General features: G+C 70.1%; 24 protein-coding genes and 1 riboswitch. Of the genes, 12 read left to right on the top strand and 12 right to left on the bottom strand.

Annotated elements, in window-relative coordinates; translation table 11 throughout:
• Positions 1-16 precede the first annotated feature (16 nt).
• The 4 genes from A3Q40_RS05780 to A3Q40_RS05765 all read right to left on the bottom strand — a co-directional run bounded on the left by A3Q40_RS05780 (position 17) and on the right by A3Q40_RS05765 (position 3,782).
• Complete coding sequence (locus A3Q40_RS05780) at positions 17-1,270, bottom strand: peptidase MA family metallohydrolase (RefSeq protein ID WP_068100394.1); 1,254 nt, start codon at positions 1,268-1,270, stop codon at positions 17-19.
• 35 nt (positions 1,271-1,305) lie between these two features.
• Entirely contained in the window at positions 1,306-2,325 is a 1,020-nt protein-coding gene (locus A3Q40_RS05775; RefSeq protein ID WP_068105354.1) for a C40 family peptidase, read from the bottom strand.
• A gap of 284 nt (positions 2,326-2,609) precedes the next feature.
• On the bottom strand, positions 2,610-3,194 hold the full coding sequence (locus tag A3Q40_RS05770; protein ID WP_068100393.1) for a C40 family peptidase: 585 nt from the start codon (positions 3,192-3,194) through the stop codon (positions 2,610-2,612).
• A 17-nt stretch (positions 3,195-3,211) separates the two neighbouring features.
• A riboswitch (cyclic di-AMP (ydaO/yuaA leader) is annotated at positions 3,212-3,376 on the bottom strand.
• A gap of 115 nt (positions 3,377-3,491) precedes the next feature.
• Entirely contained in the window at positions 3,492-3,782 is a 291-nt protein-coding gene (locus A3Q40_RS05765) for a hypothetical protein (RefSeq protein WP_069972905.1), read from the bottom strand.
• Between the two features lie 143 nt (positions 3,783-3,925).
• Here A3Q40_RS05765 and A3Q40_RS05760 point away from each other — a divergent pair, with 143 nt between their 5' ends.
• Positions 3,926-5,662, top strand: a complete 1,737-nt coding sequence (locus A3Q40_RS05760) for a DEDD exonuclease domain-containing protein (protein ID WP_068105352.1) — start codon at positions 3,926-3,928, stop codon at positions 5,660-5,662.
• A gap of 48 nt (positions 5,663-5,710) precedes the next feature.
• Entirely contained in the window at positions 5,711-5,986 is a 276-nt protein-coding gene (locus tag A3Q40_RS05755; protein ID WP_068100391.1) for an Lrp/AsnC family transcriptional regulator, read from the top strand.
• Between the two features lie 20 nt (positions 5,987-6,006).
• Here the strand turns inward: A3Q40_RS05755 and trpD are convergent, their stop codons facing one another.
• Both trpD and A3Q40_RS05745 read right to left on the bottom strand, forming a co-directional pair.
• Positions 6,007-7,050: an anthranilate phosphoribosyltransferase gene (gene trpD / locus A3Q40_RS05750; protein WP_068100389.1), complete on the bottom strand. Its 1,044-nt coding sequence runs from the start codon at positions 7,048-7,050 to the stop codon at positions 6,007-6,009.
• Between the two features lie 57 nt (positions 7,051-7,107).
• Positions 7,108-7,587 carry a hypothetical protein gene (locus tag A3Q40_RS05745; protein WP_068100386.1) on the bottom strand — a complete coding sequence of 160 codons (480 nt, stop codon included), beginning with the start codon at positions 7,585-7,587 and terminating at the stop codon, positions 7,108-7,110.
• A 277-nt stretch (positions 7,588-7,864) separates the two neighbouring features.
• On the opposite strand from A3Q40_RS05745, the gene ctaE reads away from it, so the two are divergent.
• From ctaE to qcrB, 4 genes are all read left to right on the top strand, one after another.
• Positions 7,865-8,479: an aa3-type cytochrome oxidase subunit III gene (gene ctaE / locus A3Q40_RS05740; protein WP_068100383.1), complete on the top strand. Its 615-nt coding sequence runs from the start codon at positions 7,865-7,867 to the stop codon at positions 8,477-8,479.
• 79 nt (positions 8,480-8,558) lie between these two features.
• Positions 8,559-9,440, top strand: coding sequence for a cytochrome bc1 complex diheme cytochrome c subunit (qcrC, locus tag A3Q40_RS05735; protein ID WP_068100381.1), 882 nt, complete (start codon positions 8,559-8,561; stop codon positions 9,438-9,440).
• Positions 9,437-10,675, top strand: a complete 1,239-nt coding sequence (gene qcrA / locus A3Q40_RS05730; protein WP_082833774.1) for a cytochrome bc1 complex Rieske iron-sulfur subunit — start codon at positions 9,437-9,439, stop codon at positions 10,673-10,675. Before qcrC ends, qcrA begins: the two co-directional genes overlap by 4 nt.
• Positions 10,672-12,399 carry a cytochrome bc1 complex cytochrome b subunit gene (gene qcrB, locus A3Q40_RS05725; protein WP_068100378.1) on the top strand — a complete coding sequence of 576 codons (1,728 nt, stop codon included), beginning with the start codon at positions 10,672-10,674 and terminating at the stop codon, positions 12,397-12,399. The genes qcrA and qcrB overlap by 4 nt, the downstream gene beginning before the upstream one ends.
• A gap of 1,239 nt (positions 12,400-13,638) precedes the next feature.
• Here the strand turns inward: qcrB and A3Q40_RS05720 are convergent.
• Positions 13,639-14,055 carry a cytochrome c oxidase subunit 4 gene (locus tag A3Q40_RS05720; RefSeq protein WP_068100376.1) on the bottom strand — a complete coding sequence of 139 codons (417 nt, stop codon included), beginning with the start codon at positions 14,053-14,055 and terminating at the stop codon, positions 13,639-13,641.
• 6 nt (positions 14,056-14,061) lie between these two features.
• Positions 14,062-15,111 carry an aa3-type cytochrome oxidase subunit II gene (ctaC, locus tag A3Q40_RS05715; RefSeq protein WP_235606463.1) on the bottom strand — a complete coding sequence of 350 codons (1,050 nt, stop codon included), beginning with the start codon at positions 15,109-15,111 and terminating at the stop codon, positions 14,062-14,064.
• 266 nt (positions 15,112-15,377) lie between these two features.
• Between ctaC and asnB the strand changes: the two genes are divergently transcribed.
• A complete protein-coding gene (gene asnB / locus A3Q40_RS05710; protein WP_068100374.1) occupies positions 15,378-17,303 on the top strand; it encodes an asparagine synthase (glutamine-hydrolyzing) in 1,926 nt (641 codons plus the stop codon).
• Positions 17,304-17,358: 55 nt separating this feature from the next.
• Here the strand turns inward: asnB and A3Q40_RS05705 are convergent, their stop codons facing one another.
• Together A3Q40_RS05705 and A3Q40_RS05700 are read right to left on the bottom strand one after the other, a co-directional pair.
• On the bottom strand, positions 17,359-18,330 hold the full coding sequence (locus A3Q40_RS05705; protein WP_068100372.1) for a carbohydrate kinase family protein: 972 nt from the start codon (positions 18,328-18,330) through the stop codon (positions 17,359-17,361).
• A 165-nt stretch (positions 18,331-18,495) separates the two neighbouring features.
• The gene (locus A3Q40_RS05700; protein ID WP_068100370.1) at positions 18,496-18,873 is read right to left on the bottom strand and encodes a HesB/IscA family protein; all 378 of its coding nucleotides are present in this window, start codon (positions 18,871-18,873) and stop codon (positions 18,496-18,498) included.
• Between the two features lie 151 nt (positions 18,874-19,024).
• Between A3Q40_RS05700 and A3Q40_RS05695 the strand changes: the two genes are divergently transcribed.
• Genes A3Q40_RS05695 through A3Q40_RS05680 form a run of 4 tightly spaced genes read left to right on the top strand, consistent with a single transcriptional unit; the run spans position 19,025 to position 22,051 of the window.
• Positions 19,025-19,702: a DUF3043 domain-containing protein gene (locus A3Q40_RS05695; RefSeq protein ID WP_068105346.1), complete on the top strand. Its 678-nt coding sequence runs from the start codon at positions 19,025-19,027 to the stop codon at positions 19,700-19,702.
• A gap of 8 nt (positions 19,703-19,710) precedes the next feature.
• On the top strand, positions 19,711-20,262 hold the full coding sequence (locus tag A3Q40_RS05690) for a bifunctional adenosylcobinamide kinase/adenosylcobinamide-phosphate guanylyltransferase (RefSeq protein ID WP_068100368.1): 552 nt from the start codon (positions 19,711-19,713) through the stop codon (positions 20,260-20,262).
• A complete protein-coding gene (gene cobT / locus A3Q40_RS05685; protein ID WP_068100366.1) occupies positions 20,259-21,314 on the top strand; it encodes a nicotinate-nucleotide--dimethylbenzimidazole phosphoribosyltransferase in 1,056 nt (351 codons plus the stop codon). The genes A3Q40_RS05690 and cobT overlap by 4 nt, the downstream gene beginning before the upstream one ends.
• The gene (locus tag A3Q40_RS05680) at positions 21,311-22,051 is read left to right on the top strand and encodes an adenosylcobinamide-GDP ribazoletransferase (RefSeq protein ID WP_068100365.1); all 741 of its coding nucleotides are present in this window, start codon (positions 21,311-21,313) and stop codon (positions 22,049-22,051) included. The genes cobT and A3Q40_RS05680 overlap by 4 nt, the downstream gene beginning before the upstream one ends.
• Here A3Q40_RS05680 and A3Q40_RS05675 read toward each other — a convergent pair.
• Both A3Q40_RS05675 and gcvT read right to left on the bottom strand, forming a co-directional pair.
• Positions 22,037-23,152: a branched-chain amino acid aminotransferase gene (locus tag A3Q40_RS05675; protein ID WP_068105344.1), complete on the bottom strand. Its 1,116-nt coding sequence runs from the start codon at positions 23,150-23,152 to the stop codon at positions 22,037-22,039. The genes A3Q40_RS05680 and A3Q40_RS05675 overlap by 15 nt on opposite strands.
• A 131-nt stretch (positions 23,153-23,283) precedes the next feature.
• The gene (gene gcvT, locus A3Q40_RS05670; protein ID WP_068100363.1) at positions 23,284-24,384 is read right to left on the bottom strand and encodes a glycine cleavage system aminomethyltransferase GcvT; all 1,101 of its coding nucleotides are present in this window, start codon (positions 24,382-24,384) and stop codon (positions 23,284-23,286) included.
• A 34-nt stretch (positions 24,385-24,418) separates the two neighbouring features.
• Between gcvT and A3Q40_RS05665 the strand changes: the two genes are divergently transcribed.
• Positions 24,419-25,978 carry a leucyl aminopeptidase gene (locus tag A3Q40_RS05665; protein ID WP_082833772.1) on the top strand — a complete coding sequence of 520 codons (1,560 nt, stop codon included), beginning with the start codon at positions 24,419-24,421 and terminating at the stop codon, positions 25,976-25,978.
• Positions 25,979-26,046: the final 68 nt, after the last annotated feature.

Below are 26,046 nucleotides of genomic sequence, written 5' to 3'. Positions count from 1 at the left end.
GACCAACCGTAGACCGTCAGGCGGACCCCGCCACTCTCCCTGCGACCCAGTTGCCCCACTCCATCAGGAACCTCTCCGTCGGCAGACCCAGCGTCGCCGACAGGGCGGCGTCGAGGCGCGTCGGGTCCGTGGGACCGCCGGCGAGCGCGCGGTAGAGCGCGAGCAGCCGGGCTTCGCCGAACCGATCCGCGACGAACGACGCGACCGACCACGCCGACTCGTACGCAATGGACCCGCGCGATCCCCCGGCCCCGAAATCGTCGTCCTCCGGCAGCACCGTCGGCGGCCCGCCGACCCGCACCACCGCGGTCAGCGTCGGGGCGATCTGCGCGAACTCCAGCCCGGAACCCCGGTACCCGGAGTAGTCCGCGACCCCCTCGAGCACCCACAGCGGAGCACCCTCCCCGGTGATCGTGCGCAGCGCCACGTGCGTCAGTTCGTGCTGGAGCACCGTGCGGCGGGTCGAGTCGGTCAGCCGCTCCGGCGCGGACGCGCCGAACACCACCCGCTGACCGGTCACCAGACCACCGCGCACCGGGTCAGCGATGGTCGACGCCGCCACGGCGGGCGTCGTCGATCCGTTGGCCAGCGAGATGAACTCGGCGTCCGACCCGGCAACCGTCACCACGGCGCGGCGGCTCCAGCCCTCGCCCGAGAAGTCGGTCACGGCGGCGACCGCGGCGGGAAGGTCCGCCGCCAGCGCGTCGAGGAACGCCCGCTGCTCCGGGTGACCGACGACCATCGAGGTGGTCGACCCGGTCGGCACCCGCACCGTCTCCACCGGGCCGAAGTCCCAGGGCCCTCGCCACGTCGTACGGCCGTACTGCGGCAGATCCGCATCCGACACGATCCGCCACTCGTCGCCGCGGCGAGCGACGACCAGCGACACGTCGCGGCGCGTGGGCGCGGTGTCGGCGTCGGCGTAGGCGTAGCGCAGAGCCACCCGCGGGGCCCAGACCTCGGTCGCGTCCACCGCGTCCGCCAGGTCGGGCGGCACCGGAGTCTCCGGTTCGTCGAGAATCTCGTATCCGAAGTCGGACAGCGGCACCGTAGCCAGCACGTCGGCGCGGGCAACCTCCCGCTCGGCGAACGCCGGATCGGCGGCGGGGTCGAGGACCGCGCGGACGGCGTCGTCGTCACCCGATCGGACCGCGGCGGCCCATCGATCGAGGAGGTCGCCGACCGCGGTGCGTCGTCGCTCGTCCGCGCTCGGCGCGGCCGCGGGGCGATCGGGTTCGACGGCGGGCTCGGCGCACGCGCCGAGCAGCATCAGGATCAGCAGCGCGGCGAGAGCGCGCGTCGCGGTCAGTATCGGCGGGCGCCGTAGAACGGCCAGGACGCCATCGACTCGACCCGCACGGGGACGCCGAAGGTGCTGGCGTGCAACACGTTTCCGTTACCGGCGTAGAGCCCGACGTGCGTGGCGCCCGGATAGAAGAGCACCAGGTCGCCCGGCTGCAGGTCCTCCTTGCTCACCGGGGTTCCGCCGGCCGCCTGCGCCTGACTGGACCGCGGCAGCGTCTTGCCGACCTGCTTGTACGCCCAGACGACAAGCCCGGAGCAGTCGTATCCGTCCGGCCCGGTGGCGCCCCACACGTAGGGCTTGCCGATCTGCGTGAGTGCCGCCTGCAGCGCCCCCGCCTGCGATCCGGGCGTCAAGGAGTTCAGGATGACCGAGGGGTCGAACCCGGGCGGGAACGCCGACCCGGCGAGCTGGGCCTTCTCGTCGGCCGAGAGGGCTCCGAACGCGGCGACGACATCCGCGATCTCCGTCTGCAACGTGCTCTGCTTGCTCTGCAGATCGTCGCTGACCGCCTTGGCCTGCTCGGTGGCGGCGCGGGCGTCCTCGGCGGACCGGGCCGAGGCCTGCGCGGCGGCGGCCGCGGCGTCGGAGGTCGCGCGGAACCCGTCGACCACGGCGGCCGTGTCCTTGGAAATGACGTCGAGGGCCGCCATCTGGTCGAGAAGTTGTTGCGGAGAATCACTGATCATCACCGCGAACAGGCGGTTGGTGCGTGCGCCCTGGTAATTCGCGCGGGCGATCTTGTCGACGTCCGGGCGCAGGGTGTCGAGCCTCGCGCGGGCGGCGTCGGCGGCGGCGCGGTCGGCCGCCAGCCGGTCCTCGGCCTCGCGCTGGGCGGCGGTCTTCGCGTCGAGCTCGATCTGCGCGTTGTGCATCGCCTCGGTGGTCAGCTCCGACTGGTGGGACAGGTCCGCCAGTCGGGCCATGGCCTCGGAGGCCGACGTACCGGGTACGGGGTCTGCCGCGGCCGGGGCAGCGGTGAGATCGGACGCGGCCGGAGCCACGGCCACGGCGGCGGCCATGGCCACGGCGACTGCGAGACCACCGACGGTGCGACGGAACGGGGCCGGAGACGACACGGGCGGAGCTACTCCTTCGTCGAGTGCCGGACATCCGGCTGCCGAGGGGTGTCGATCGACGGGACGCCGGGGGCGCCCGGGTCGATCACGAGCAGGTTACGACGCCGCGGAGTTCCCGTCCCGGCTTCCGGAAACCTGGCAGGAATCGGGCTCGACGTCGTGAGAAACGACGAAAACCGAACCGGTGGTCGGCTCGGTTTTCGTCGATCGTCTCGTGGGTCGAGCGATCAGGCGTAGCGACGGGCGCCGTCGTACGGCATCGACGACAGCGGCACGACCTTGACGGGCTGGCTCTCGGTCGACGCGTGGACGACGTTGCCGTTGCCCACGTAGATGCCCGAGTGCGAGCCGCCGTAGAAGGAGATGACGTCGCCCGGCTGCAGCGCGTTCTGGGACACGGGGGTTCCGGCGGCGGCCTGGTCGTAGCTGGTACGGGGCAGCTCGATACCGGCCTGCTGGTAGGCCCACTTCACGAGGCCGGAGCAGTCGAAGGCGTTGGGGCCGGCAGCACCCCACACGTAGGGAGCACCGACCTTGCTCTCCGCGGCCTGTGCGGCCTGGGCTCCGGCGCTCAGGATGGGAGCCGGCGCGACGGGAGAGGGAATCTGGGGCAGCGCGGGAGCCTGCGGCAGCGGGGGCAGCTGGCTCAGGATCTGGTCCGGAACCTCGACGGTGCCGATGCCGGGGATCTCGACGGGCGCTGCGAAGGCGGGGGCAGCGGGGACTGCGATGGCGCCGGCCGTGAGGGCGCCGGCGACGAGCACGTTGCGGACGGGCCGCGTGGCAGTGCTGGGCTTGCGGTGTTTCGCCACGAGAAAGAGGTACTCCGTTTCTTCCTGTCATCCGCCGACCGAGTTAGCTGACGGGTTCGGGCTGGGAAGATCAGCCCTACCCGGCGTGACGCTGTCGCGTCGCGTCGGGATTCACCCCGGTGTAACGGTGGGTTCCCGGCTCGGACGCCCGGAAGAGGCGTCCGATTGAGCGGTGACATTGCGACGCAGTCCGCGGGTGGATCTGCTCGACTCCGCAATGTCTCGGAAAGATTACGAAACCGTCTCCGCGATGTCGAGTCGGCTCGTGACGTGTCGCAATTCGATCACGGTCGGCGCCTACCCGGCGACGTGCTCGGACCCGTGCCCCGACCCACCTGCGGCCCTGCCCGTCGTCCCGGTTCCACCCCCGCGGACCAAACGCAGACGAGGGATCAGGCCCCCGTCGGCGAGCACCCGCATCGCCTCCTGTTCGTCCTGCTCGAGCCGCAATCGGCGAGCGTGGGCGAGCCCCCCGACGGGCGCGACGTCCGGCACCGATGGCACCGCGGGCACCCCCAGGAGCACCGACACCACGCAGTCCGAGCACGCGTCTCCGCGCACCGAGCAGTCGCCGCAATCGACAATCATGTGATCTCCGTCTCATCGTGATGGTGGGCCGTCCGGGTGGTGTCACAACGGCTCCGTGACCGACGAGGCGGACGCTAACCCCGCCCACCGACACGATCGCGGCGCGAGGGTCGTTGTCGGTGGCCCGTTCTACGGTGCGCGGCGTGGGAAGAACGAGACCGGACGGCGCGGTCGCCGCCGACGGCCAGCTCGCGTTCGACGAGCTGGACACGCCGCTGCGGGACACCACGTTCGTCGTGGTCGACCTCGAGACCACCGGGGGTCGTCCCGGCGAGGACGCCATCACCGAGATCGGCGCCGTGAAGATCCGGGGCGGTCGCGTGTTGGGCGAGATGGCCACCCTCGTCGATCCCGGCCGCAGCATCCCGCCCGCCATCGTGCAGCTCACCGGAATCACCTCGGCGATGCTCGTCGACGCCCCGCGCATCGAGCGGGTCCTCCCGGCGTTCCTGGAGTTCTCGCGCGGCTGCGTGCTGGTCGCCCACAACGCGCGGTTCGACACCGGCTTCCTGCGCGCTGCCGCCGTGCGCATGGATCTCGCCTGGCCACGGTTCCAGGTGCTCTGCACGGTGCAGCTGGCCCGGCGGGTCCTCACCCGTGACGAGGCCCCGTCGGTCAAGCTGTCCTCGCTGGCCACCCTGTTCACCTCGTCCACCCGGCCCACGCACCGGGCGCTGGACGACGCTCGCGCCACCGTCGACGTCCTGCACGGCCTCATCGAACGGGTGGGCAACCAGGGGGTGCACAGCTACGCCGAACTCGTCGACTATCTCCCCACGGTCACCGCGGCGCACCGCGCCAAGCGGACGCTCGCCGCAGGACTCCCGCACGCACCGGGGGTGTACCTGTTCCGGGGCCCGTCGGACGAGGTGCTGTACGTCGGCACGTCGAAGAACCTCCATCGTCGGGTGCGGACCTACTTCACCGGCTCCGAGACGCGGGGGCGGATGAAGGAGATGATCGCGCTGGCCACGCGGGTGGACCACGTCGAGTGCAGCCACGCCGTGGAAGCGGGGGTGCACGAGTTGCGTCTCATCAGCGCCCACACGCCGCCCTACAACCGGCGGTCGAAGTACCCGCGCAAGGGATGGTGGGTCGCGCTCACCCGCGAGTCGTTCCCGCGGCTGTCGGTGGTGCGTACCCCCGCCGCCGGGGCGATCGGCCCGTTCGCCCAGCGCACCACCGCCGTCGAGAGCGCCGGACTGATCGCCGAGCACCTCCGCCTCCGCTCGTGTACCCGTCGCATCCGCGCCGCCGACGTCCATCACTGCGAACCGGAGGCGGTCGGCGGGTGCACCGCGGCCGGGGAACCCGCCACCGCCGCCGAGTACGCACCCCTCGCCGACGCGTTCCGCCGCTTCGCCGACGGCGCGGACGTCGCGGTGGTCGAGGAGGCCGTCGCCCGCATCGACGCCCTGTCCGAGGACCTTCTCTTCGAGACCGCCGCCCGCCTGCGCGATCGCACGGCAGCGTTGCTGACGGCCCTGCGGACGGTGCAGCGCCTCGGCGCGCTCGCCGCCGTCGGGCAACTCGTGGCAGCACGGCGCGCCGAGGACGGCGGATGGGAGTTCGTGGTGGTCCGGCACGGCCGGCTCGCCGCAGCGGGCGTGTCACGACGTGGCGTGGCCCCGATGCCGGTGGTGGAGGCCCTGATCGCCGGGGCGGAGACCGTGATTCCCGACGACACTCCCCTGCGCGGCACCACCCCCGAGGAAGTGGCACTCCTCGCCCGGTGGCTGGACTCGGGCGGCGTCCGCATCGTCGACGTCACCGACCGGTGGTCCGAGCCCGTCGGCGGAGCCGGTCGGTGGGCCCCCTGGGTCGCCACCGTGCGGGACGTGGGACGCCGCGAGCGGGAACGGACGATGGCGTGGGCGTGAGCGCGGAGACGGCCGTACGCGAGTACGCAGGCGAACTAGGCTGGCGCCATGATCACCGCCATCGTTCTGATCCATTCCGAGGTCCACACCATCCCGGAGACCGCCCGCGCGGTGGCGGACGTCGCGGGAGTCACGGAGGTCTACTCCTGCGCCGGCGACGTCGATCTGATCGCCGTGGTCAGGGTTCGGTCGCACGACGAGATCGCCGACGTCGTCACCGAACGCATCAACCGCATCGCCGGTGTCGTGCGCACCGACACGCACATCGCCTTCAAGTCGTACTCCAGCGCCGACGTCGACGCCGGGTTCTCGATCGGCGAGTAGGTCCGGATCGGTCGCGCCTCTCAGGACGCGGTGAAGGCGGCCCAGCGCTCCAGCAGCGCCGCCGCCGCCCCGGAGTCCAGTGCCTCTCTCGCGGCGGTCGTCGCCTCCGCGAGGGCGTCCACCAGCGGGCCCTCGACGCCGCGATGAGCCGCGATGGCGCCCGCCGCGTTCAGTACCACGGCGTCACGTACCGGGCCGCTCTCGCCGGCGAACACCCGTCGGGCCACCGCCGCGTTGGTGTCGGCGTCGCCGCCTCGCAGCTCCTCCAGCGACACCCGCGTCACCCCGAGATCCCGCGGATCCAGGATCTCGGTCCGGATCTCGCCGCCTCCCACGATGCGCACCGTCGTCGTGGTCGACGTGGTGATCTCGTCGAGCCCGTCGTCCCCGCGCACCACCAGCACCGAGTTCCCGCGCGTCGCGAACACCCCCGCGACGGTGTCCATCAGATCGGGAAACGCACAACCCACCAGTCCGGCGCGCGGGGCTGCCGGGTTGGTCAGCGGCCCGAGCACGTTGAACACCGTCGGGATGCCGATCTCCTTGCGGGCCGCCGAGGTGTAACGCAGCGCGGGGTGGAACACCGGCGCGAAACAGAACCCGATACCCAGCGCGCGCACGCTGTCGGCGACGCGCTCCGGCCCCTGGTCGATGCGCACGCCCAGCGCCTCGAGCACGTCGGCTCCGCCGCTCTTCGACGACGCCGCCCGGTTGCCGTGCTTGACCACGCGAACACCGGCCGCGGCGACCACCACGGACGCCATCGTCGAGATGTTCACCGTGTTCGAGCGGTCGCCGCCCGTGCCCACGATGTCGACCACGTCGTCATCGATCGGGACGCGGCGCGCGTGGACCAACATCGACGACGCGAGGCCACCCAGTTCCGCGGCAGTCGGGCCCTTGATCTTCAGCGCCACGCCGAACGCCGCGATCTGCGCCGAGGTGGCGTTGTCGGACATGATCTCGTCCATCGCCCAGACCATGTCGTCCGCCGTCAGGTCGTGTCCCGAGGCCAGTTCCCCCAGGACGGCCGGCCAGGTCCTCGGCACGTGCGGCGCGTTCATGGGCGCGAGCCTAATGGGCGTCGATCCACCTCGAACGCCGGATCCCTGGTCCGCCGATCACGAGGACACGGCCGCGGCCGGGTCGGGTTGGAGAGCGTCCCAACCGAGCACCCGACCGCCTCGACGCTGCGCCAACCCCGCCATCCGGGACCGTTCCTGCGAGCAGTGCAGCGCGTCGAGGACCTGCACGCGCTGCAGGACCAGGACGGTCAGGTCCTCGCCCGGTCCGGGGGCGACCGGCGGGGTGTCGGCGAGCGGGCCGGACGTCGCCTCGGCGTAGTCGTCCTGCCCGGCCACGGCGACGGCATCCGCGACGTGCTCGCCCGGGAGCAGCAGATGGTGCCGCAGGACCGCCTGCTCCTCGGAACGCCAGGCCGGCGGTGTGGACGCGGCGCGGTCGAGCGTCACCGAGCACGCCTCGACGTCGTCGAAGCACGACGCGACGACCACCAGGTCCGCACGGGTGGGGTCCAACGGCGCCGGCTCACCACCGCCGAACAGACGCCGCCACCACCGGCCGGATCGCTTCTCGGTCATCACCCGAGGTTGCCAGACGGCGCCTCCCGCGGTGCCGAATCCCGTCGACTCTCGACCACCGATCGAGAGTCGGCCGTCTCGTTCGTCACGTCCGCCGAAAAACTTTTCGCACCCCCGTCCACCGGGGCCGACACCGCCTACTGGACTGAAAGTCCAGTACCGGGGCTCGAGACCGGCAGTCTCGCGTCCGTTTGGTACGCGCGCGCGAACGACGACCGACCCGCCGTCCGCACACCCGGCTATGCCATCCGTACTACGACGAGTCATACTTGCGAACGTGACGAGCGCAGTAGGTACTTCGGGAACAGCCATCACCCAGCGTGTCCACTCGCTGAACCGGCCGAACATGGTCAGCGTGGGCACCATCGTGTGGCTGTCCAGCGAGCTGATGTTCTTCGCCGGTCTCTTCGCGATGTACTTCGTCGCGCGCGCGCAGGCGCCGGAGGGCCAGTGGCCGCCGGAGCCCACCGAACTCAACCTCGCGCTCGCCGTGCCCGTGACGGCCGTGCTGATCGCCTCGTCGTTCACCTGCCAGCTCGGCGTGTTCGCGGCGGAGCGCGGCGACGTCTTCGGCCTTCGCCGGTGGTATGCGATCACCCTCGCTATGGGCGCGTTCTTCGTCCTCGGACAGGGCTACGAGTACTACCACCTGGTGCACGAGGGCACGTCGATCTCGAGCAGCGTCTACGGCTCGGTCTTCTACATCACCACCGGCTTCCACGGCCTGCACGTCATCGGCGGTCTGATCGCTTTCGTCTTCCTGATCGCGCGCACGCTCGTCTCCAAGTTCACGCCCGCACAGGCCACCGCGGCCATCGTCGTGTCGTACTACTGGCACTTCGTCGACATCGTCTGGATTGCTCTGTTCGCCACGATCTACTTCATCCGCTAGCCGACCGCGCATCGAATCTTCCGATGACAGCCTCATCGGTCTCGTCCGACAAGCCGTCCCGACACGACAAGGGATACAGATGAGCTCCTCACCCCCCTCCACCTCCGGTGACGACGTCACCGGGACCGACGGTGCCGCCGACACCGCCGCGGCGGTCAAGGCGCGTCGTCGGCGACGCACCCGTCGTCGGGTCAGCGGTGCCATGGCGCTGTTCATGGGTCTCGTGGGTGCCGGCTTCCTGGCCGCTGCCCTGACCCCCAGCGCACAGGTCGCGACCGCGCAGGAGGACACCGCCGCCATGGTCCGCAAGGGCCAGCAGATCTACGACACGTCCTGCGTGACGTGCCACGGCGTGAACCTGCAGGGTGTGCAGGACCGCGGACCGTCGCTCATCGGCGTCGGCGAAGCCGCCGTCTACTTCCAGGTGTCGTCGGGCCGCATGCCGATGGCCCGCAACGAGGCCCAGGCCGAGCGGAAGCCCCCGAAGTACAACGAGGAGCAGGTCGACGCTCTCGGTGCCTACATCCAGGCCAACGGCGGCGGACCGACCGTCGTCCGCAACGCGGACGGATCCATCGCCCAGGAATCGCTGCGCGGCGGCGACGAGGCCCGCGGCAGCGAGCTGTTCCGGCTCAACTGCGCGTCCTGCCACAACTTCACCGGTCGCGGCGGCGCGCTCTCGTCCGGCAAGTACGCGCCGATCCTGGATCCGGCCAACGAGCAGCAGATCTACCAGGCCATGGTGACCGGCCCCCAGAACATGCCCAAGTTCTCCGACCGGCAGCTCACGCCGGAGGAGAAGGCGGACATCATCGCCTACGTCAAGTCGTCGTCCGAGACCCAGCCTCCCGGCGGGTACGGACTCGGCGGCTTCGGTCCCGGTACCGAGATGATCGCCATCTGGGTCGCCGGCATCGGTGCAGTCGTCGCAGCAGCATTGTGGATCGGAGTGAGGTCATGAGCGACGAGGGTCGCAAGGACGGCGACGGAACCGCCGGAACCGACGGAACGGACGCGAGGGCTTTCGACCCCGACCGGAAGTACACCGACGAGGAACTGTCGGCCATGAGCCGCGACGAGTTGGTCGCTCTCGGCACCAATCTCGACCACGTCGACGTGGCGTTCCGTCGCCACCGGTGGCCCGTGCCCGGCACCAAGGCCGAGAAGCGCGCCGAGCGCAACGTCGCCCTGTGGTTCTTCCTGGCCGGCCTGTCGGCGATCTCCTTCGTCGCGATCTACCTGTTCTGGCCCTGGCAGTACGCGGGAATGGGCGAGGACAACTACGGCCTCTACAGCCTGTACACACCGCTGATCGGCCTCACGATGGGTCTCGCGATCATCTTCGTGGGTGTCGGAGCGGTGCAGTTCACCAAGAAGTTCATCCCCGAAGAGGTCTCCATCCAGGACCGCCACGACGGTGGCTCGTCCGAGGTGGACAAGAAGACCGTGGTGGCCGAGCTGTCCGACTCGTTCGAGACCTCCACCCTCGGTCGCCGCAAGATGATCAAGCGCAGCCTGGTCTTCGGTGGCGGCGCGCTCGGCATCATGTCGGTCCTCCCCCTCGGCGGGCTCATCAAGAACCCGTGGGCCGAGGGCGACGACTCCCCGCTGTGGGTGTCGGGCTGGACTCCGAACTACCCCGGCGAGACCATCTACCTCCGTCGCTACACGGGTCGCGTCGACGACGTCGTCCTGGTTCGCCCCGAGGATCTCGACGCCGGCGCCATGGAGACGGTGTTCCCGTTCCGCGAGTCCGAGCGCGGCAACGAGGAAGAGCTCTCGCACGCTCTCAAGGGCATCCGTAACGCCGTCATGTTGATCCGTCTCCGCACGGAGGACGCCGATCGCGCCGTCAAGCGGGTCGGACAGGAGAGCTTCAACTACGGCGACTACTTCGCCTACTCGAAGATCTGCACCCACCTCGGGTGCCCCACCTCGTTGTACGAGCAGCAGACCAACCGCATCCTCTGCCCGTGCCACCAGTCGCAATTCGACGCGTTGGAGTACGGAAAGCCGATCTTCGGACCGGCCGCCCGCGCTCTTCCGCAGCTTCCCCTGACGGTCAACGACGAGGGCTACCTCGTGGCCGCGGGTGATTTCATCGAGCCGCTCGGCCCCGCTTACTGGGAACGTCCGGCCGGAGTACACGAGCCGGAGAGCGCATCTGCGGCCTCGTCATCGGAAGGTGCACGATGAGTCCATCCATCGCCACGTTGGCCGCGAAGCAGGCGGAGGGAGTCGACTCCCGCTACCACCTGTCGTCCGGCCTCCGTCGTCAGATCAACAAGGTCTTCCCGACGCACTGGTCGTTCCTGCTCGGTGAGATCGCGCTGTACAGCTTCATCATCCTGTTGCTGTCGGGCGTGTACCTCACCCTCTTCTACGACCCCTCCATGTCGGAGACGATCTACGAGGGCGCCTACGCTCCCCTGCGCGGCGTCGAGATGACCAAGGCCTACGCCACCACCCTGGACCTGTCGTTCGAGGTGCGCGGCGGTCTGTTCATCCGCCAGATCCACCACTGGGCCGCGCTGCTCTTCGCGGCGTCGATCATCGTGCACATGATGCGCATCTTCTTCACCGGTGCGTTCCGTCGTCCGCGTGAGGCCAACTGGGTCATCGGCTCGCTGCTGCTCATCCTGGCGATGTTCGAGGGCTTCTTCGGCTACTCGCTCCCCGACGATCTGCTGTCCGGCACGGGCCTGCGCGCCGCGTTCTCCGGCATCACCATCTCGATCCCGGTGATCGGTACCTGGATGCACTGGCTGATCTTCGACGGGGACTTCCCGGGCACGATCATCATCCCGCGCCTCTACGTCGCCCACGTGCTGCTGTTGCCGGCCATCATCCTTGCCCTCATCGCCGCTCACCTGGCGCTGGTCTGGTACCAGAAGCACACGCAGTTCCCCGGCCCCGGCCGGACCGAGACCAACGTCGTCGGCGTGCGCATCCTGCCCGTCTTCGCCGTGAAGTCCGGTGCGTTCTTCGCCATGACCTTCGGCGTCCTCGCCGTCATGGGTGGTGTTCTGCAGATCAACCCGGTGTGGAACCTCGGTCCGTACAACCCGGCCCAGGTCTCCGCCGGATCGCAGCCCGACTTCTACATGATGTGGACGGACGGCCTCGCTCGACTGTGGCCTGCGTGGGAGCTGTACATCGGCAACTACATGATCCCCGCCGTGTTCTGGGTGGCCGTGATCATGGGTGCGGTCTTCGCGATCATGATCGCGTACCCGTGGATCGAGAAGCGGTTCACCAAGGACGACGCGCACCACAACCTGCTGCAGCGTCCGCGCGACGTGCCGGTGCGTACCGCGGCCGGCGCCATGGCGATCGCGTTCTACGTCGTCCTGACGCTCTCCTGCGTCAACGACCTCATCGCGTACAAGTTCTCCATCTCGCTGAACGCGATGACGTGGATCGGCCGCATCGGCCTGCTGGTGCTGCCGCCCATCGTGTACCTGATCACCTACCGCTTCTGCATCGGCTTGCAGCGGAGTGACCGTCAGGTGCTCGAGCACGGCATCGAGACCGGTGTGATCAAGCGTCTGCCGCACGGCCAGTACGTCGAGATCCATCAGCCGCTGGGACCGGTCGACGAGCACGGACACCCGATCCCGCTCGAGTACCAGGGTGCTGCCATCCCGAAGAAGATGAACAAGCTCGGAACGGCCGGCAAGCCCGGCTCCGGCAGCTGGTTCACCCCGGACTCGGACGAGGAGCACCGCCTGCACGAGGAGCTCGCTCACAAGGGTGAGCACGACCAACTCACCATGCTCCGCACCTACCAGGCGAAGGTCCTGGCGCAGGGCAACGGGCACTCCCACGGCAACGGCTCGTCCAACGGCAACGGGCACGCTCCTGACACCAACGGCTCGTCCAACGGCAACGGCCATGGTCCGGAGTCCAACGGACACTGATCCCGGTCCAGCCGACAGGCGTCACCCCACACGGGGTGGCGCCTGTCGACGTTTCGGGGGACCCCTCCCCTCCCCCACCTCCTATCCTGCTGCGCTGCGCAGCCCCCGGTGCGCAGCGCCTCAGGATCCGCGCGACTTCCAGCAATCCGCGTCGGCTGCAGCACCAGCGGATGCCTGGAACTCGCGCGAATTCCCGGCACGGGGTCGCCAAAGCCGCTGCCCCACCGGTGACCCCGCTACCCCAGGAGCCAATACAGGGTCCCCGGCCGCCGATCCGCGTGACCTTCAGCAATCCGCGTCAGCTGTAACACCAGCGGATACATGCAATCCGCGCGGATCGCCCGACATCGGGCCGCCATTGCTGCCGGCTCCGGTCGAAAACTGAGCATGTACCCCGGTTGTGGAGTGAACATGTATCGGGCCGATCAGTCGAATCAGCGGACACCACGGGTGCACCGGCAATCGATTCGGCCAGGGGTCGCTTCAGCCGAACGGTGCCCGCGCTACCCCAGACCGACCGATCCGCGCGAGTTTCGGCAATTCACGTCGACTGCGACACCAGCGGACAGCTGGAACCCAAGCGGATCGCCCGCCCAGGGCGACACCGACCACGCGCGCGCCCCACAGTGACCCCGCCACTACGAAGTCCACAACGGCATCAGACCGATCGATCCGCAGGACATCCAGCAATCCGCATCAGCTGCAACACCAGCGAATGCCTGAAACCCACGCGGACCGTCCGACACCCGGCCTCATTGCCGTCGGCTCCGGTCGGAAACTGAGCATGTAGTCCGGTCGACAAGTGAGCTGGTATCGGGCGGTCGAGTCGAATCAGCGGACACTGCAGGCGTACCGCCGATCTGTTCGGCCAGGGGTCGCCGCAGCCATCGCGCAACAAGTGGCCTCCGCCAACCCAGACCGCCCGATCCGCGTTTCTTCCCGCAATCCGCGTCGGCTGCAACACCCGCGGATGCCTGCAACCCGCGCGGATCGCCCGCCACGGGGTCGCCGGAGCCGCTCCCCCACAGGTGCCCCCGCTAGCCCGGCCGCCGATCCGCACGACTTCCAGCAATCCGCGCCAGCTGCAACACCAGCGGATGCCTGGAACCCGCGCGGATCGCCCACCCAGGGGCCCGCGCCAGCACCTGCGGATCGACTGACCCGGCTGAGAGCGCAGGAACCCCACCGACGCCGAACGCCCCCGAACCGGTCGGTTCGGGGGCGTTCAGGGACAGCGCGTCAGTGCTTCTCGGGTCCGACGTGGTACTCGAACACCAGGCCGGCAGCGGCGCTGATGATGGCGAGGGCACCGACCGCGAGCATCCAGGGCTCGTAGAAGGCGAAAGCCAGGGCCATGAACGCACCGGACGCGGCCAGCACGATGGGCCAGAAGCTGCCCGCGCTGAAGAAGCCGAGGTCACCGGCGCCGTCGGCGATCTCCGCGTCGTCGTAGTCCTCCGGGCGCGTGTCGAGACGGCGAGCCACGAACCGGAAGTACGTGCCCACGATCAGCGTCAGGCCCGCCGACAGAGCGATGGCGGTGAGGCCGGCCCACTCGACGCCCGTGCGCGAGAAACCGGTGAACACGCCGTAGAGGATGCCGACCAGGATGAAGAAGAGGGTCAGGATCTCGAAGAGCTTGGCTTCGATCTTCATCGGTGGTCAGTTCCCTTCGGCCACGGTCGCGGACTTGACGGTGCGATCGGTGTTGAACGGCGAGGTGGACGTGGCGCGCGGGGCCTGACCGATGGACTCGAGGGCCTGCGCGTTGGTCTGACCGTCGCGACGTGCGTCCATGTAGTTCTCGAACGCCTCCGGGCTGACCGCGCGCACCTCGAAGTTCATCATCGCGTGGTACGAGCCGCACATCTCGGCGCAGCGTCCGACGAAGGCACCTTCACGATCGATCTCGCTGATCTGGAAGACGTTGTCGGAGTGGTTCTCCTTGGGGTTCGGCAGCACGTCCCGCTTGAACAGGAACTCCGGGACCCAGAAGGAGTGGATGACGTCCGAGGACGCGATCTCGAACTCGATGCGCTTGCCGGTGGGGAGCACGAGCACGGGGATCTCGTTGCTGGTGCCGACGGTCTCGACCTCGTTGTAGTTGAGGTACGACTGGTCGGACTTCTCGCGGCCGTGCACCTGGCCTTCGCCCTCTTCCGCAGGCGTGCCGGCGGCCTCGGCCGCGGCCTCGCGCTCGGTGTCGGTGCCGTCGTAGAGCGGACGCCCGTCCTTGAGGTCGACGGTGCGGTAGCCGAACTTCCAGTTCCACTGGAAGGCCGTCACGTCGACGACGACGTCCGGGTTGTCCTGCTTCTCGTGCACGTAGTTCTGCACCACGACGGTGAAGTAGAAGAGCACCGCGATGATGACGAACGGCACGGCGGTGTAGAAGAGCTCCAACGGCACGTTGTAGGCGGTCTGCCGCGGGAAGTCGGGCGAATCCTTCTTCTTCCGGTGGAAGGTCACGGTCCAGAAGGTCAAGCCCCAGACGATCACACCCATGATCAGGGCGGCGATGACCGACCAGGTCCACAGCTCACGCATGCGATCCGCCTGCGGGGTCACGCCCGAGGGCCACCCGAAGCGAAGAACGGCGTTGTCGATGCCGCAACCGGACAGCATCACGGCCGCCAACGAGAGCGACGCCACCAGTCCGACACGTCTTGTCCTACGACGGCCGGAGCCCTCACCACGCTGCGCCACGATCACGCCTTCCTGCTTGCCAGACGGAGACTGCGGGAGACCCGTAATCGCAGGGTGTCGGCCACCCCACGCAGGAATTCCCCGTGTACTACGCAGCGTAGACCAAAGGGGCCCCGCCGATCGTGCCGGGTGGCACCGAGGCCCCGCGATTTTCGTCTCGCGACGCCGGATCGAGCGCCGGTCGTCTCGGTCCGCGGGAGGGTCCTGCGGCATACTCGTGCGCGGTCGGTCGGTCGACCGGGTACATCCAACGTGAAGCGAGGCCTGACACCGTGTGTGGACTGCTGGGACTGTTGACGTCGAACGCATCCGCGAAGGATGTGGTCGATGCGGTGGGCCAGGCGTCGCACTGCATGCGCCACCGCGGTCCCGACGAGCCCGGGACGTGGCACGACGACGACCTGGCGCTGGGCTTCAACCGCCTCTCGATCATCGACATCGAGCATTCGCACCAGCCGTTGCGCTGGGGGCCCGCCGAGAACCCGACGCGGTACGCGCTGGTGTTCAACGGCGAAATCTACAACTACCTCGAACTGCGCGAGACCCTCGCGCGCGATCACGGGGCGACGTTCGCCACCGAGGGCGATGGCGAGGCGATCGTCGCCGCGTTCCATGTCTGGGGTGACGACGCCGTCCGTCGCCTGCGCGGCATGTTCGCCTTCGCGCTGTGGGACACCGAGAAGCGGGAGCTGTTCCTCGCCCGCGACCCGTTCGGCATCAAGCCGTTGTTCTACTCGACCGGACCGTCCGGCACCGCGTTCGCGAGCGAGAAGAAGAGCATTCTCGAGTTGTTCGAGACTCTCGGCGTCGAGGACCACCTCGATCCCCGCGCCCTCCAGCACTACGCGGTGCTGCAGTACGTTCCGGAGCCGGAGAGCCTGCACGCGAGCATTCGTCGTCTCGAGTCGGGGTGCACGGCGCGTCTGACCCCGGGCAGCGATCCGGTGGTCACGCGCTACTTCCGGCCGTCCTTCCCCGTGCGTCCCGTGCCGTCGGGCACGGAGGACGCCCGCTACCGCGAGATCGCCGCCGCGCTCGAGGACTCCGTCGCCAAGCACATGCGTGCCGACGTCACGGTGGGCTCGTTCCTGTCCGGCGGCATCGACTCGACGGCCATCGCCGCGTTGGCGATGCGGCACAACCCGGATCTGATCACCTTCACCACCGGTTTCGAGCGCGAGGGGTACTCGGAGGTCGACGTCGCGGCGGAGTCCGCGGCGGCCATCGGCGCGAAGCACGTGATCAAGGTGGTGGGGCCCGAGGAGTTCGCGGCCAGCATCCCCGAGATCGTCTGGTACCTCGACGATCCGGTGGCGGACCCGGCGCTGGTTCCGCTGTACTTCGTCGCCAAGGAGGCGCGCAAGCACGTCAAGGTGGTGCTGTCGGGCGAGGGCGCCGACGAGCTGTTCGGCGGGTACACGATCTACCGAGAGCCGTTGTCGCTCGGTGCGTTCGACAAGCTGCCGGGCGGGCTACGCCGGGCGGCGGGTCGACTGTCCGAGCGCATCCCCGAGGGCACGCGCGGCAAGAGCCTGCTCCACCGCGGGTCGATGACCCTGGAGGATCGCTACTACGGCAACGCGCGCAGCTTCAACGACGCGCAACTGCGGTCGGTGCTGCGGGACTTCCGCCCCGAGTGGAACCACCAGGATGTCACCGCGCCGATCTACCGCGAGTCCCGCGGCTGGGACCCGGTGGCGCGCATGCAGCACCTGGATCTGTTCACCTGGCTTCGCGGCGACATCCTGGTCAAGGCCGACAAGATCACCATGGCCAACTCGCTCGAGCTGCGGGTGCCGTTCCTCGACTCCGAAGTGTTCGCGGTGGCGGAGCAGTTGCCGCTGGAGCAGAAGATCACCAAGTCCACCACCAAGTACGCGCTGCGCCGGGCGCTCGACGGCATCGTTCCGGAGCACGTGCTGAACCGCGCGAAGCTCGGGTTCCCGGTGCCACTGCGACACTGGCTGCGGGGCCCGGAGCTGTTCGACTGGGCGCGGCAGCAGATCGTCGACTCGCAGACCGACCACCTGCTGGACAAGGCCGCCGTCACCCGGATGCTGGAGGACCACCGCGACGGCCGCAGCGATCACAGCCGACGACTGTGGACCGTGCTGGTGTTCATGATCTGGCACGGCATCTTCGTCGAGAAGCGCATCAGGCCGGCCATCGCCGAGCCGACTTACCCCGTCCGGCTGTAGTAGGCGGGCAGGCCGGAGGCCGGTCGGATCGGGCGGCCCGGCGCACCGGGGAGGATCAGGCCGGCAGGATCTCCGCGATCTCCCGCGCCGCGTCGTCGCCGTAGGCACCGGTGAGGCGCTTGACGGCGTCGTCACGGACGAGTGACCACTCCTGCGTGCCGGTGGTCTCGAGCACGAGGACGGCGACGTAGGACCCGAGCTGCGCGGCGCGTTCCAGACCGAGTCCGTGCGAGCGGGCGACCAGGAAACCGGCCCGGAAGGCGTCGCCGACGCCGGTGGGGTCGACCTTGCTGGTCTCCGGCACCACGCCGACGCGCAGGTCGATGCCGTCGCCGACGATCTCGACGCCGTTCTTGCCGAGCGTGGTGACCCGCAGACCCACCCTGGAGCGGATGTCGGATTCGGTGAGGCCGGTCTTCTGCCGCAGCAGGCCCCACTCGTACTCGTTGGTGAACAGGTACTGCGCACCGTCGATGAGCTTCGCGGCCTCGTCGCCGTTCAGCCGGGCGAGCTGCTGGGACGGATCGGCGGCGAAGGGGATGCCCAGCTCGCGGCACTCCTCGGTGTGGCGCACCATCGCGGCCGGATCGTTGGCGCCGACGAGCACCAGATCCAGAGTGCGGTCGCGGGCGACGTCGTGCACCGAGATGGACCCGGATTCCGTCATCGCACCGGGGTAGAACGAGGCGATCTGCGCCATGTCCTCGTCGGTGGTGCACACGAACCGAGCGGTGTGCGCCGTGCTGGAGACGGCGACCGCGCCGCAGTCGACTCCGTTGGTCTCGAGCCACGACCGGTAGTCGTCGAAATCGGGCCCGACCGATCCCACCAGCAGGGGTGACCCCCCGAGGACACCCATTGCGTAGGCGATGTTCCCGCCGACGCCGCCGCGGCGAATCACCAGGTCGTCGACCAGGAAGCTCAGCGAGACGTGGGCGAGCTGATCGGCGAGGAACTGATCGGCGAACCGACCGGGAAACCGCATCAGATGGTCGGTAGCAATGGAGCCGGACACCGCAATGGTCACGTCCGAGGGCCTTTCCGCAGGAATCGGGTCTCGTCGACCTTACCCGGGAGTACCGACGCCGAACCCCGCGCGACCCGAACCGCTCGACCCGAACCCGGCGGGTGCGAACCCCGGATACGAGAACACCCCCGGCCGTGGCCGGGGGTGTTCGGGTCGATCAGGGCGTCAGTTGAACGAGTCGCCGCACGCGCACGAACCCGTGGCGTTGGGGTTGTCGATGGTGAAGCCCTGCTTCTCGATGGTGTCGACGAAGTCGATGGACGCACCCTCGACGTACGGCGCGCTCATCCGGTCGACGGCCAGGGTGACGCCGCCGAAGTCGCGGGTCAGGTCGCCGTCGAGCGAGCGATCGTCGAAGAAGAGCTGGTACCGCAGGCCGGCGCAGCCACCCGGCTGCACGGCGATGCGCAGCGCCAGATCGTCGCGGCCCTCCTGGTCCAGCAAGGCCTTCGCCTTGGACGACGCTGCTTCCGTCATGACGACAGCGTGCGTTTCGGTCTCGGGTGCGGCCGCACCGGCGGTCACGTCGTTCTGCACTGTCATGGGGTCTCCCTCTTCGTTCGTAACTCCCGCGAACGGCTCAACGGTACTCCCGTCTCCCCTATTCCTCACCGGCGTCCTCACCTGCCAGGCGGGTGCGCGCACTGCGGTGTTCGCGGCGGGGCGCGCGTCGAATAACCTGGACTCCGTGAAACTGCCCTTCGGAAAGTCCGGCGATTCCGACACCCGCGCCGACCAGGCTACCGGTGACGACGGGTCCTCGGCACTCGGCGACTCGTCCACGGAGCGCACGGTGACCGGCAAGGCCACCCCGCAGGGGAAGGGTCGTCCCACCCCGAAGCGGCGTGACGCCGAGGCGCGTCGCCGCGGGCCGGTGGCCCCGGCGCCGCTGACGGCGAAGGAGGCCCGCGCACGTCGGAAGGCGAATCGGGGCACCAAGGAGGAGCGGAAGGCGGCGGCCGCCGAGCGGCGCGCGCGGTCGGCCGATCAGCGCGCCCGCATGATGGCGGGCGAGGACAAGTACCTGCTCCCCCGCGACAAGGGCCCGGTGCGTGCCTTCGCTCGCGACCTGGTCGATTCTCGGCGCAACTTCCTCGGCCTCTTCATGCCGATGGCCCTGATCCTGCTGGTGGCGCTGTTCCTGAGCCCGGCGATCCAGTCGGTCGTGACGTTGGTGCTCTTCGTCATGATGATCTTCATGGCCATCGACGGGTATCTGCTCGGCCGTCGCATCAACAACCGCGTGCGCGAGCGGTTCCCCGACACACCCGACGGTGGATTCAAGCTGGGCTGGTACACGTTCGTACGCGCGTCGCAGGTGCGCAAGATGCGCGCCCCGAAGCCCCGCGTCGGGCCCGGCGACGCGGTCTGACCCCGGCGATGCCGCGGACCCTGGTTCTCGGCGGCGCCCGGTCGGGCAAGTCCGGCCGTGCCGAGGCGCTGGTGGGCGACGAGTCGTCGGTGCGGTACGTGGCCACCGGCCGTCGTGACGCGGGGGACACCGACTGGGCGGATCGCATCGACCGACACCGCGACCGGCGCCCGGCGCACTGGACCACCGTGGAGATCGCGCACCATCGGGACCTGGCGACGGCGCTGCGGACCGGTGGTGTCACGCTGGTCGACGATCTCGGCACGTGGTTGGCCGGGGCCTTCGACGATCTGCAGGCCTGGGACGCTCCTCGCGGCGCGGTGACGGCAGCGGTGGACGAGTTGGTCGCCGCGGTCGCGAGCCGCTCCGACACGCTGGTGATGGTCACGCCGGAGGTGGGCCTGTCCGTCGTCCCCGAGTCGCGAGCGGGCCGGGTCTTCCGCGACGAGATCGGCGCCCTCAACGCCCGGCTGGCGGACCTGTGCGACCGCGTCGAGCTCGTCGTCGCCGGTCGAACCCTCGTTCTTCCCGAACCCGATCACGGACGGAGCCCTCGGTGACCGACACCGCTCCCCTCTTCGACCCCGTCGACCCGCCCGATGCGGCGGTGGCGCGGCAGGCGCGCGAGCGGCAGGCCTCGCTGACCAAGCCGGCCGGGTCCCTCGGCCGGCTCGAGACGCTCGGAGCCTGGGTCGCCTCGTGCCAGGGCGTCTGCCCGCCGCGGCCGTTCGAGCGCGCCCGCGTGGTGGTCTTCGCCGGCGATCACGGCGTGGCTCGGCACGGCGTCTCCGCGTATCCGCCCGAGGTGACGGCGCAGATGGTGGCCAACATCCGGGCGGGCGGTGCGGCGGTGAACGCGTTGGCAGCGGTCGCCGGCGCGACGGTGCGCGTGGTCGACATGGCGGTCGACGCGGACACCGACGACGCCGTGAGCGACCGCAAGGTACGACGCTCGTCGGGCTCGATCGACCGCGAGGACGCACTGACCGAGGACGAGGTGCGGGCCGCGCTGGCGGCGGGCAAGGCGATCGCCGACGAGGAGATCGACGGCGGTGCGGACCTGCTGATCGCGGGCGACATGGGCATCGGCAACACCACGCCGGCGACGGTGCTGATCGCGGCCATCACGACCACGGAGCCGGTCGCGGCCGTCGGTCGCGGCACCGGCGTCGACGACGCCGGGTGGATGCGCAAGACGGCGGCCGTGCGCGACGCGATGCGGCGTGCCCGGCCGGTGGTCAAGGACCCGGTGGCCCTGCTCCGGACGTCGGGCGGCGCCGATCTGGCGGCCATGACCGGATTCCTGATCCAGGCCGCGGTCCGGCGTACGCCCGTGGTGTTGGACGGGCTGGTGGTCTCCGCCGCGGCGCTGGTGGCGCACGATCTGTCGGTCGGGGCGTCGGCGTGGTGGGTCGCGGGTCATCGGTCCACGGAGCCGGCGCACTCTCTGGCCCTCGCCCACCTGCGGCTCGAGCCGCTGCTGGAGATGTCGATGCGGCTCGGTGAGGGGTCGGGCGCCGTCGTGGCGTTGCCGATTCTGTCCGGTGCCGTCGCGACGCTCGCGGAGATGGCGACGTTCGACGACGCCGGTGTCAGCACGCGCGACGCATGAACCTGCGTCTGGCGCTGACGTGGACGACGGTGGTGCCGCTACGGGGCCCGTCGTCCGTCACGCGTGACGACGCCCGACGCGCGATCGCGGCAGTCCCTCTCGTCGGCGTCGTGCTCGGCGCCGTGGCGGCCGGGGTCCTGCTGCTCGCCGACGTCGCGTCCCTACCTCCGCTGCTCGGCGGCATCCTCGCCGTCGCCGCGCTGGCTCTGCTCACCCGAGGCATGCACGTCGACGGCCTCGCGGACACCGCGGACGGACTGGGGTGTTACGGCCCGCCCGAGCGTGCGCGGGAGGTGATGAAGTCCGGCGGTGCCGGACCGTTCGGCGTCGCCGCCCTCGCGACGGTCGGCGGCGTCCAGGCGGTGGCCTTCGGCGAACTCGTGGCCCGCGGTCATACCCTGTCCGTCGTCGCCGCCGTGACGGTCGCCCGCTGCGCGGTGGTGCTCGCGTGCCGCACCTCGATCCCCGCGGCCACGACGACGGGCTTCGGTGCGCTCGTCGCCGCGACGCAGGGCCGGGTGTCCGTCTCGGTGTGGTGCGTCGTCGCCGTGGCCGTCGGTGCCGCGGTGGCCGCGCCGTGGTGGCAGGGCGCGATCGCGGTGGCTCTCGCGCTCGGTGCGGCGACACTGCTGGTGCACCACTGCGCACGCCGCTTCGGCGGGCTGGTCGGCGACGTGCTCGGGGCGTGCATCGAAACGACCACCGCGGTGGTCGCCGTCGGGCTACTGGTCGGCTGACCGCAGCGTGCTCATCCAGCCGTGGGTGTCGGCGAACGTTCCTCGCTGAATCCCGGTGAGGGTGTCGCGCAGGGCCATGGTGACCTCGCCCGGCTCGCCGCCGCCGACGACGAACTCGCCCTCGGCGGACTTGACGCGCCCCACCGGGGTGATGACCGCTGCGGTGCCGCAGGCGAACACCTCGGTGATCTCGCCGGACTCGGCCTCCTTCCGCCACTCGTCGGTGGAGATGCGGCGCTCCTCGACCGCGAAGCCGGCGTCGGTGGCGAGAGCCAGCAGGGAGTCGCGGGTGATGCCCGGCAGGAGCGATCCGGACAGCGACGGGGTGACCAACCGGGCGTCGGGGCCGGACCCGAAGACGAAGAACAGGTTCATCCCGCCCATCTCCTCGACGTAGTGCCGCTCGATCGCGTCGAGCCACACCACCTGATCGCACCCCTGGTCCGCTGCCTCGGCCTGTGCGAGCAGCGACGCGGCGTAGTTGCCGGCGAACTTCGCCGCACCCGTGCCGCCGGGAGACGCGCGGACGTACTCCGTGGACAGCCACACACTGACCGGCTTGACGCCGCGCGGGAAGTACGCCCCGGCGGGCGAGGCGATGAGCAGGTAGCGGTACGACGAGGCCGGCCGCACGCCGAGGCCCGCCTCGGTGGCGAACATGAACGGGCGCAAGTAGAGCGCGTCCTCGCCGCCGGCGACGGGCACCCAGCGGTGATCGACGGCGAGCAGCTCCTCGATCGACCGGCGGAAGAGTTCCGCCGGCAGGGCGGGCATGGCCATGCGCGCGGCGGAGGACTGCAGCCGGTCGGCGTTCGCGCCGGGGCGGAACGAGGCGAGGCTGCCGTCCGGCTGGCGGTAGACCTTCAGGCCCTCGAAGATCGCCTGCCCGTAGTGCAGGACCATCGCGGCCGGATCCATCGGGAAGGGCGCGTAGGGGGTCACGACGGCGTCGTGCCAACCGCGGTCGGTGTCCCAGTCGATGCTCACCATGTGGTCGGTGAAGTGCACGCCGAAACCCGGAGCCTCGAGTACCGCGGCCAGTGCCTGCTCGGAGGCAGGTGACGGGTGCGCGTGACGCGTGAACTCCAGGTGAGCGGTCATGCGAGTCATCCTAGGACACCAGGTCCAGCGGTTTGTCGGCGCTCACGACCGCGCCGCGGTCAACGCTCACGACCGCGCCGCGGTCAACGCTCACGACCGCGCCGCGGTCAACGCTCACGGCCGCGCGGCGGTCACCGCACGTGCGACTCGACGAACGGCGGCCGCACCACCTCGCACGCCACGGCGCGACCCCGCACGTCCACCTCGACGGCGTCGCCGACGGCCACCCCCGCCGCCGTGTCCACCAGCGCGAGGGCGATGCCGACCTTGAGGCTCGGCGAGAAGGTTCCCGACGTCGTCGTCCCCACGGGCTCGCCGTCGCGCAGCACCGCCAGCTCGGCCCGCAGCACTCCGCGACCGACGGCGCGCAGACCGACGAGCGTCCGGGGTGCACCCGACTCCTTCTGTGAGACCAGGGCGTCCTTGCCGTGGAACGCCGGCTTGGACCACCCGACGGCCCATCCGCATCGGGCTTCGAGCGGGGTGATGTCGACCGACAGCTCGTGACCGTGCAGCGGGTAGCCCATCTCTGTCCGCAGCGTGTCACGCGCGCCCAGACCCGCGGGCTGTCCACCCTCGGCGCGCACCGCGGCCAGCAACGCTTCCCACAGCGGCGCCGCGGTGTCCCACTGCGGCAACAGTTCGTACCCGTGCTCGCCGGTGTATCCCGTGCGGCAGACCCGTACCTCGCCGTCGCCGAAGGGCACGTCCTCGAACGCCATGTACGCCAGCGACGACGGCAGGCCGACGGCCGCGAGCACGGCGGCCGAGCGCGGCCCCTGAACGGCCAGCACCCCGCGGCCGCGATGCAGCGATTCCACCGTCACTCCCGACGGGGCCTCGGCGGCCAGGACGTCGACGACGGCGGCGGTGTTGGCCGCGTTGGGAACGAGGAAGACCTCCTCGGCGGACACGACGTACGCGATGAGGTCGTCGACGACGCCGCCGGATTCCGTGCAGCACAACGTGTACTGCGCCCGGCCGGGTCCGATGCGGCCGAGATCGTTGGTCAGGACGGCGTTCACGTGGTCCGCGGCGCCCGGTCCGCGGACGACGGCCTTGCCGAGGTGGCTGACGTCGAACAGTCCGACGGTGGTGCGCGTGGCGGTGTGTTCGGTGACGGTGCCCGCGTAGGAGACGGGCATCGACCATCCGCCGAACGACGCGAACGTCGCTCCCAGCGCGACGTGGGCGTCGTGGAGGGGTCCCTGCTGCAGTGCGACATCGCTCATGAGGGGCAACGCTAGTGCCTGCCCCGCCGGAACGATGCCTGTCGGCCGGTCGCCCTACGATCGAGGTCTTCGACCGTCCGCCGACCCACAGGAGTCACCACTCGTGAGCAGCACACCCGGACCCGACCTGGTCCTCGCCGGCACCGTCGACAAGGCCGCCGACGCCATCCTCGTCGGACTCGAGACCACAGCCGGCGAACCGCGCCTGATCGGCGACCACTTCCTGGGCGACGCCGCTCGCGACGTCCTCGCCGGACTCGTGGCCGTCGGTGCCACCGGTCGCCGCGATCAGGTCCACCGCATCCCCGCCCCGTCCTCGTTGCCGGTCGCGTCCGTCGTGAGTGTCGGGCTCGGCGGTGCCGACGACCGGACGGAGGACCTGGTCCGCGCGGCGGCGGGAACGGCCGCGCGCGCCCTCACCGGTGTGGGCCACGTCAGCACCACCCTCGCGCCGGCCGGGCTCGGTGCGGTCGCCGAAGGGCTCGTGCTCGGGTCGTACCGCTTCACCGAGTTCAAGAAGCCCGCCGACGACGACGCTCCGTCCCTCACCCGGATCGACCTGCTGGTCGACTCGCCGCGCGACAAGCAGACCAAGGCCGACCTGGCCCGCGCCGTCGCCGTGGCCGAGGCCGTCGGGGTCGCACGCGATCTGGTGAACACCCCGCCGAGCCATCTCTTCCCGGCCGAGTTCGCCGAACGGGCGCGCACTCTCGGGTCCGCGGCCGGGCTGTCGGTCGAGGTGCTCGACGAGCGCGCGCTCGAGCGCGGCGGGTACGGCGGCATCGTCGGCGTCGGCAAGGGGTCCTCGCGTCCGCCCCGGCTGGTCCGGCTGTCGTGGACCGGCGGCAAGAAGAAGGCGCCGTCCGTGGCCCTGGTCGGCAAGGGCATCACCTTCGACACCGGCGGCATCTCCATCAAGCCGGCCGCCGGGATGGAGAACATGACCTCGGACATGGCCGGCGCGGCAGCGGTCGTCGCCACGGTCGTGCTCGCCGCGAAGCTCGAGCTGCCGGTAAACGTCACGGCCACGGTGCCGATGGCCGAGAACATGCCGTCCTCGACGGCGCAGCGGCCGGGCGACGTTCTCACCCAGTACGGCGGCACCACCGTCGAGGTGATCAACACCGACGCGGAGGGTCGACTCATCCTCGCGGACGCGATCGTGCGGGCCTGCGAGGACGAACCGGACTACCTGATCGACACCGCCACGCTGACCGGCGCGCAGATGGTCGCGCTCGGCACCCGGACACCGGGCGTCTTGGGAACGGACGCGTTCCGCGACCGCGTGGCGGCGATCTCGCAGCGGGTCGGCGAGGGCGGATGGGCCATGCCGATGCCGACGGAGCTGCGTGCGGACCTCGACAGTCGAGTGGCCGATCTGGCGAACGTGACCAACCACCGGTGGGGCGGGATGCTCGTCGCCGGCCTCTACCTGAAGGAGTTCGTGGCCGAGGGCGTCCAGTGGGCCCACATCGACGTCGCCGGTCCGGCGTTCAACACCGGCGGCCCGTTCGGCTACACGCCGAAGGGCGGGACCGGTGTTCCGGTCCGCACCATGATCGCCGTGCTGGAGGACATCGCCGAGAACGGCTGATCGTCTTTGCCGAGAACGGCTGATCGTCTCCGCCGAGAACGGCTGATCGTCTTTGCCGAAGAGCTGAC

The organism is Rhodococcus sp. PBTS 1 (genome assembly GCF_001620025.1).
In the GTDB taxonomy this organism is placed as follows: Bacteria; Actinomycetota; Actinomycetes; order Mycobacteriales; family Mycobacteriaceae; genus Rhodococcoides; species Rhodococcoides kroppenstedtii.
Note: the sequence above shows the minus strand (reverse complement) of the source record. Positions and strands in the feature narration are given on the sequence as shown.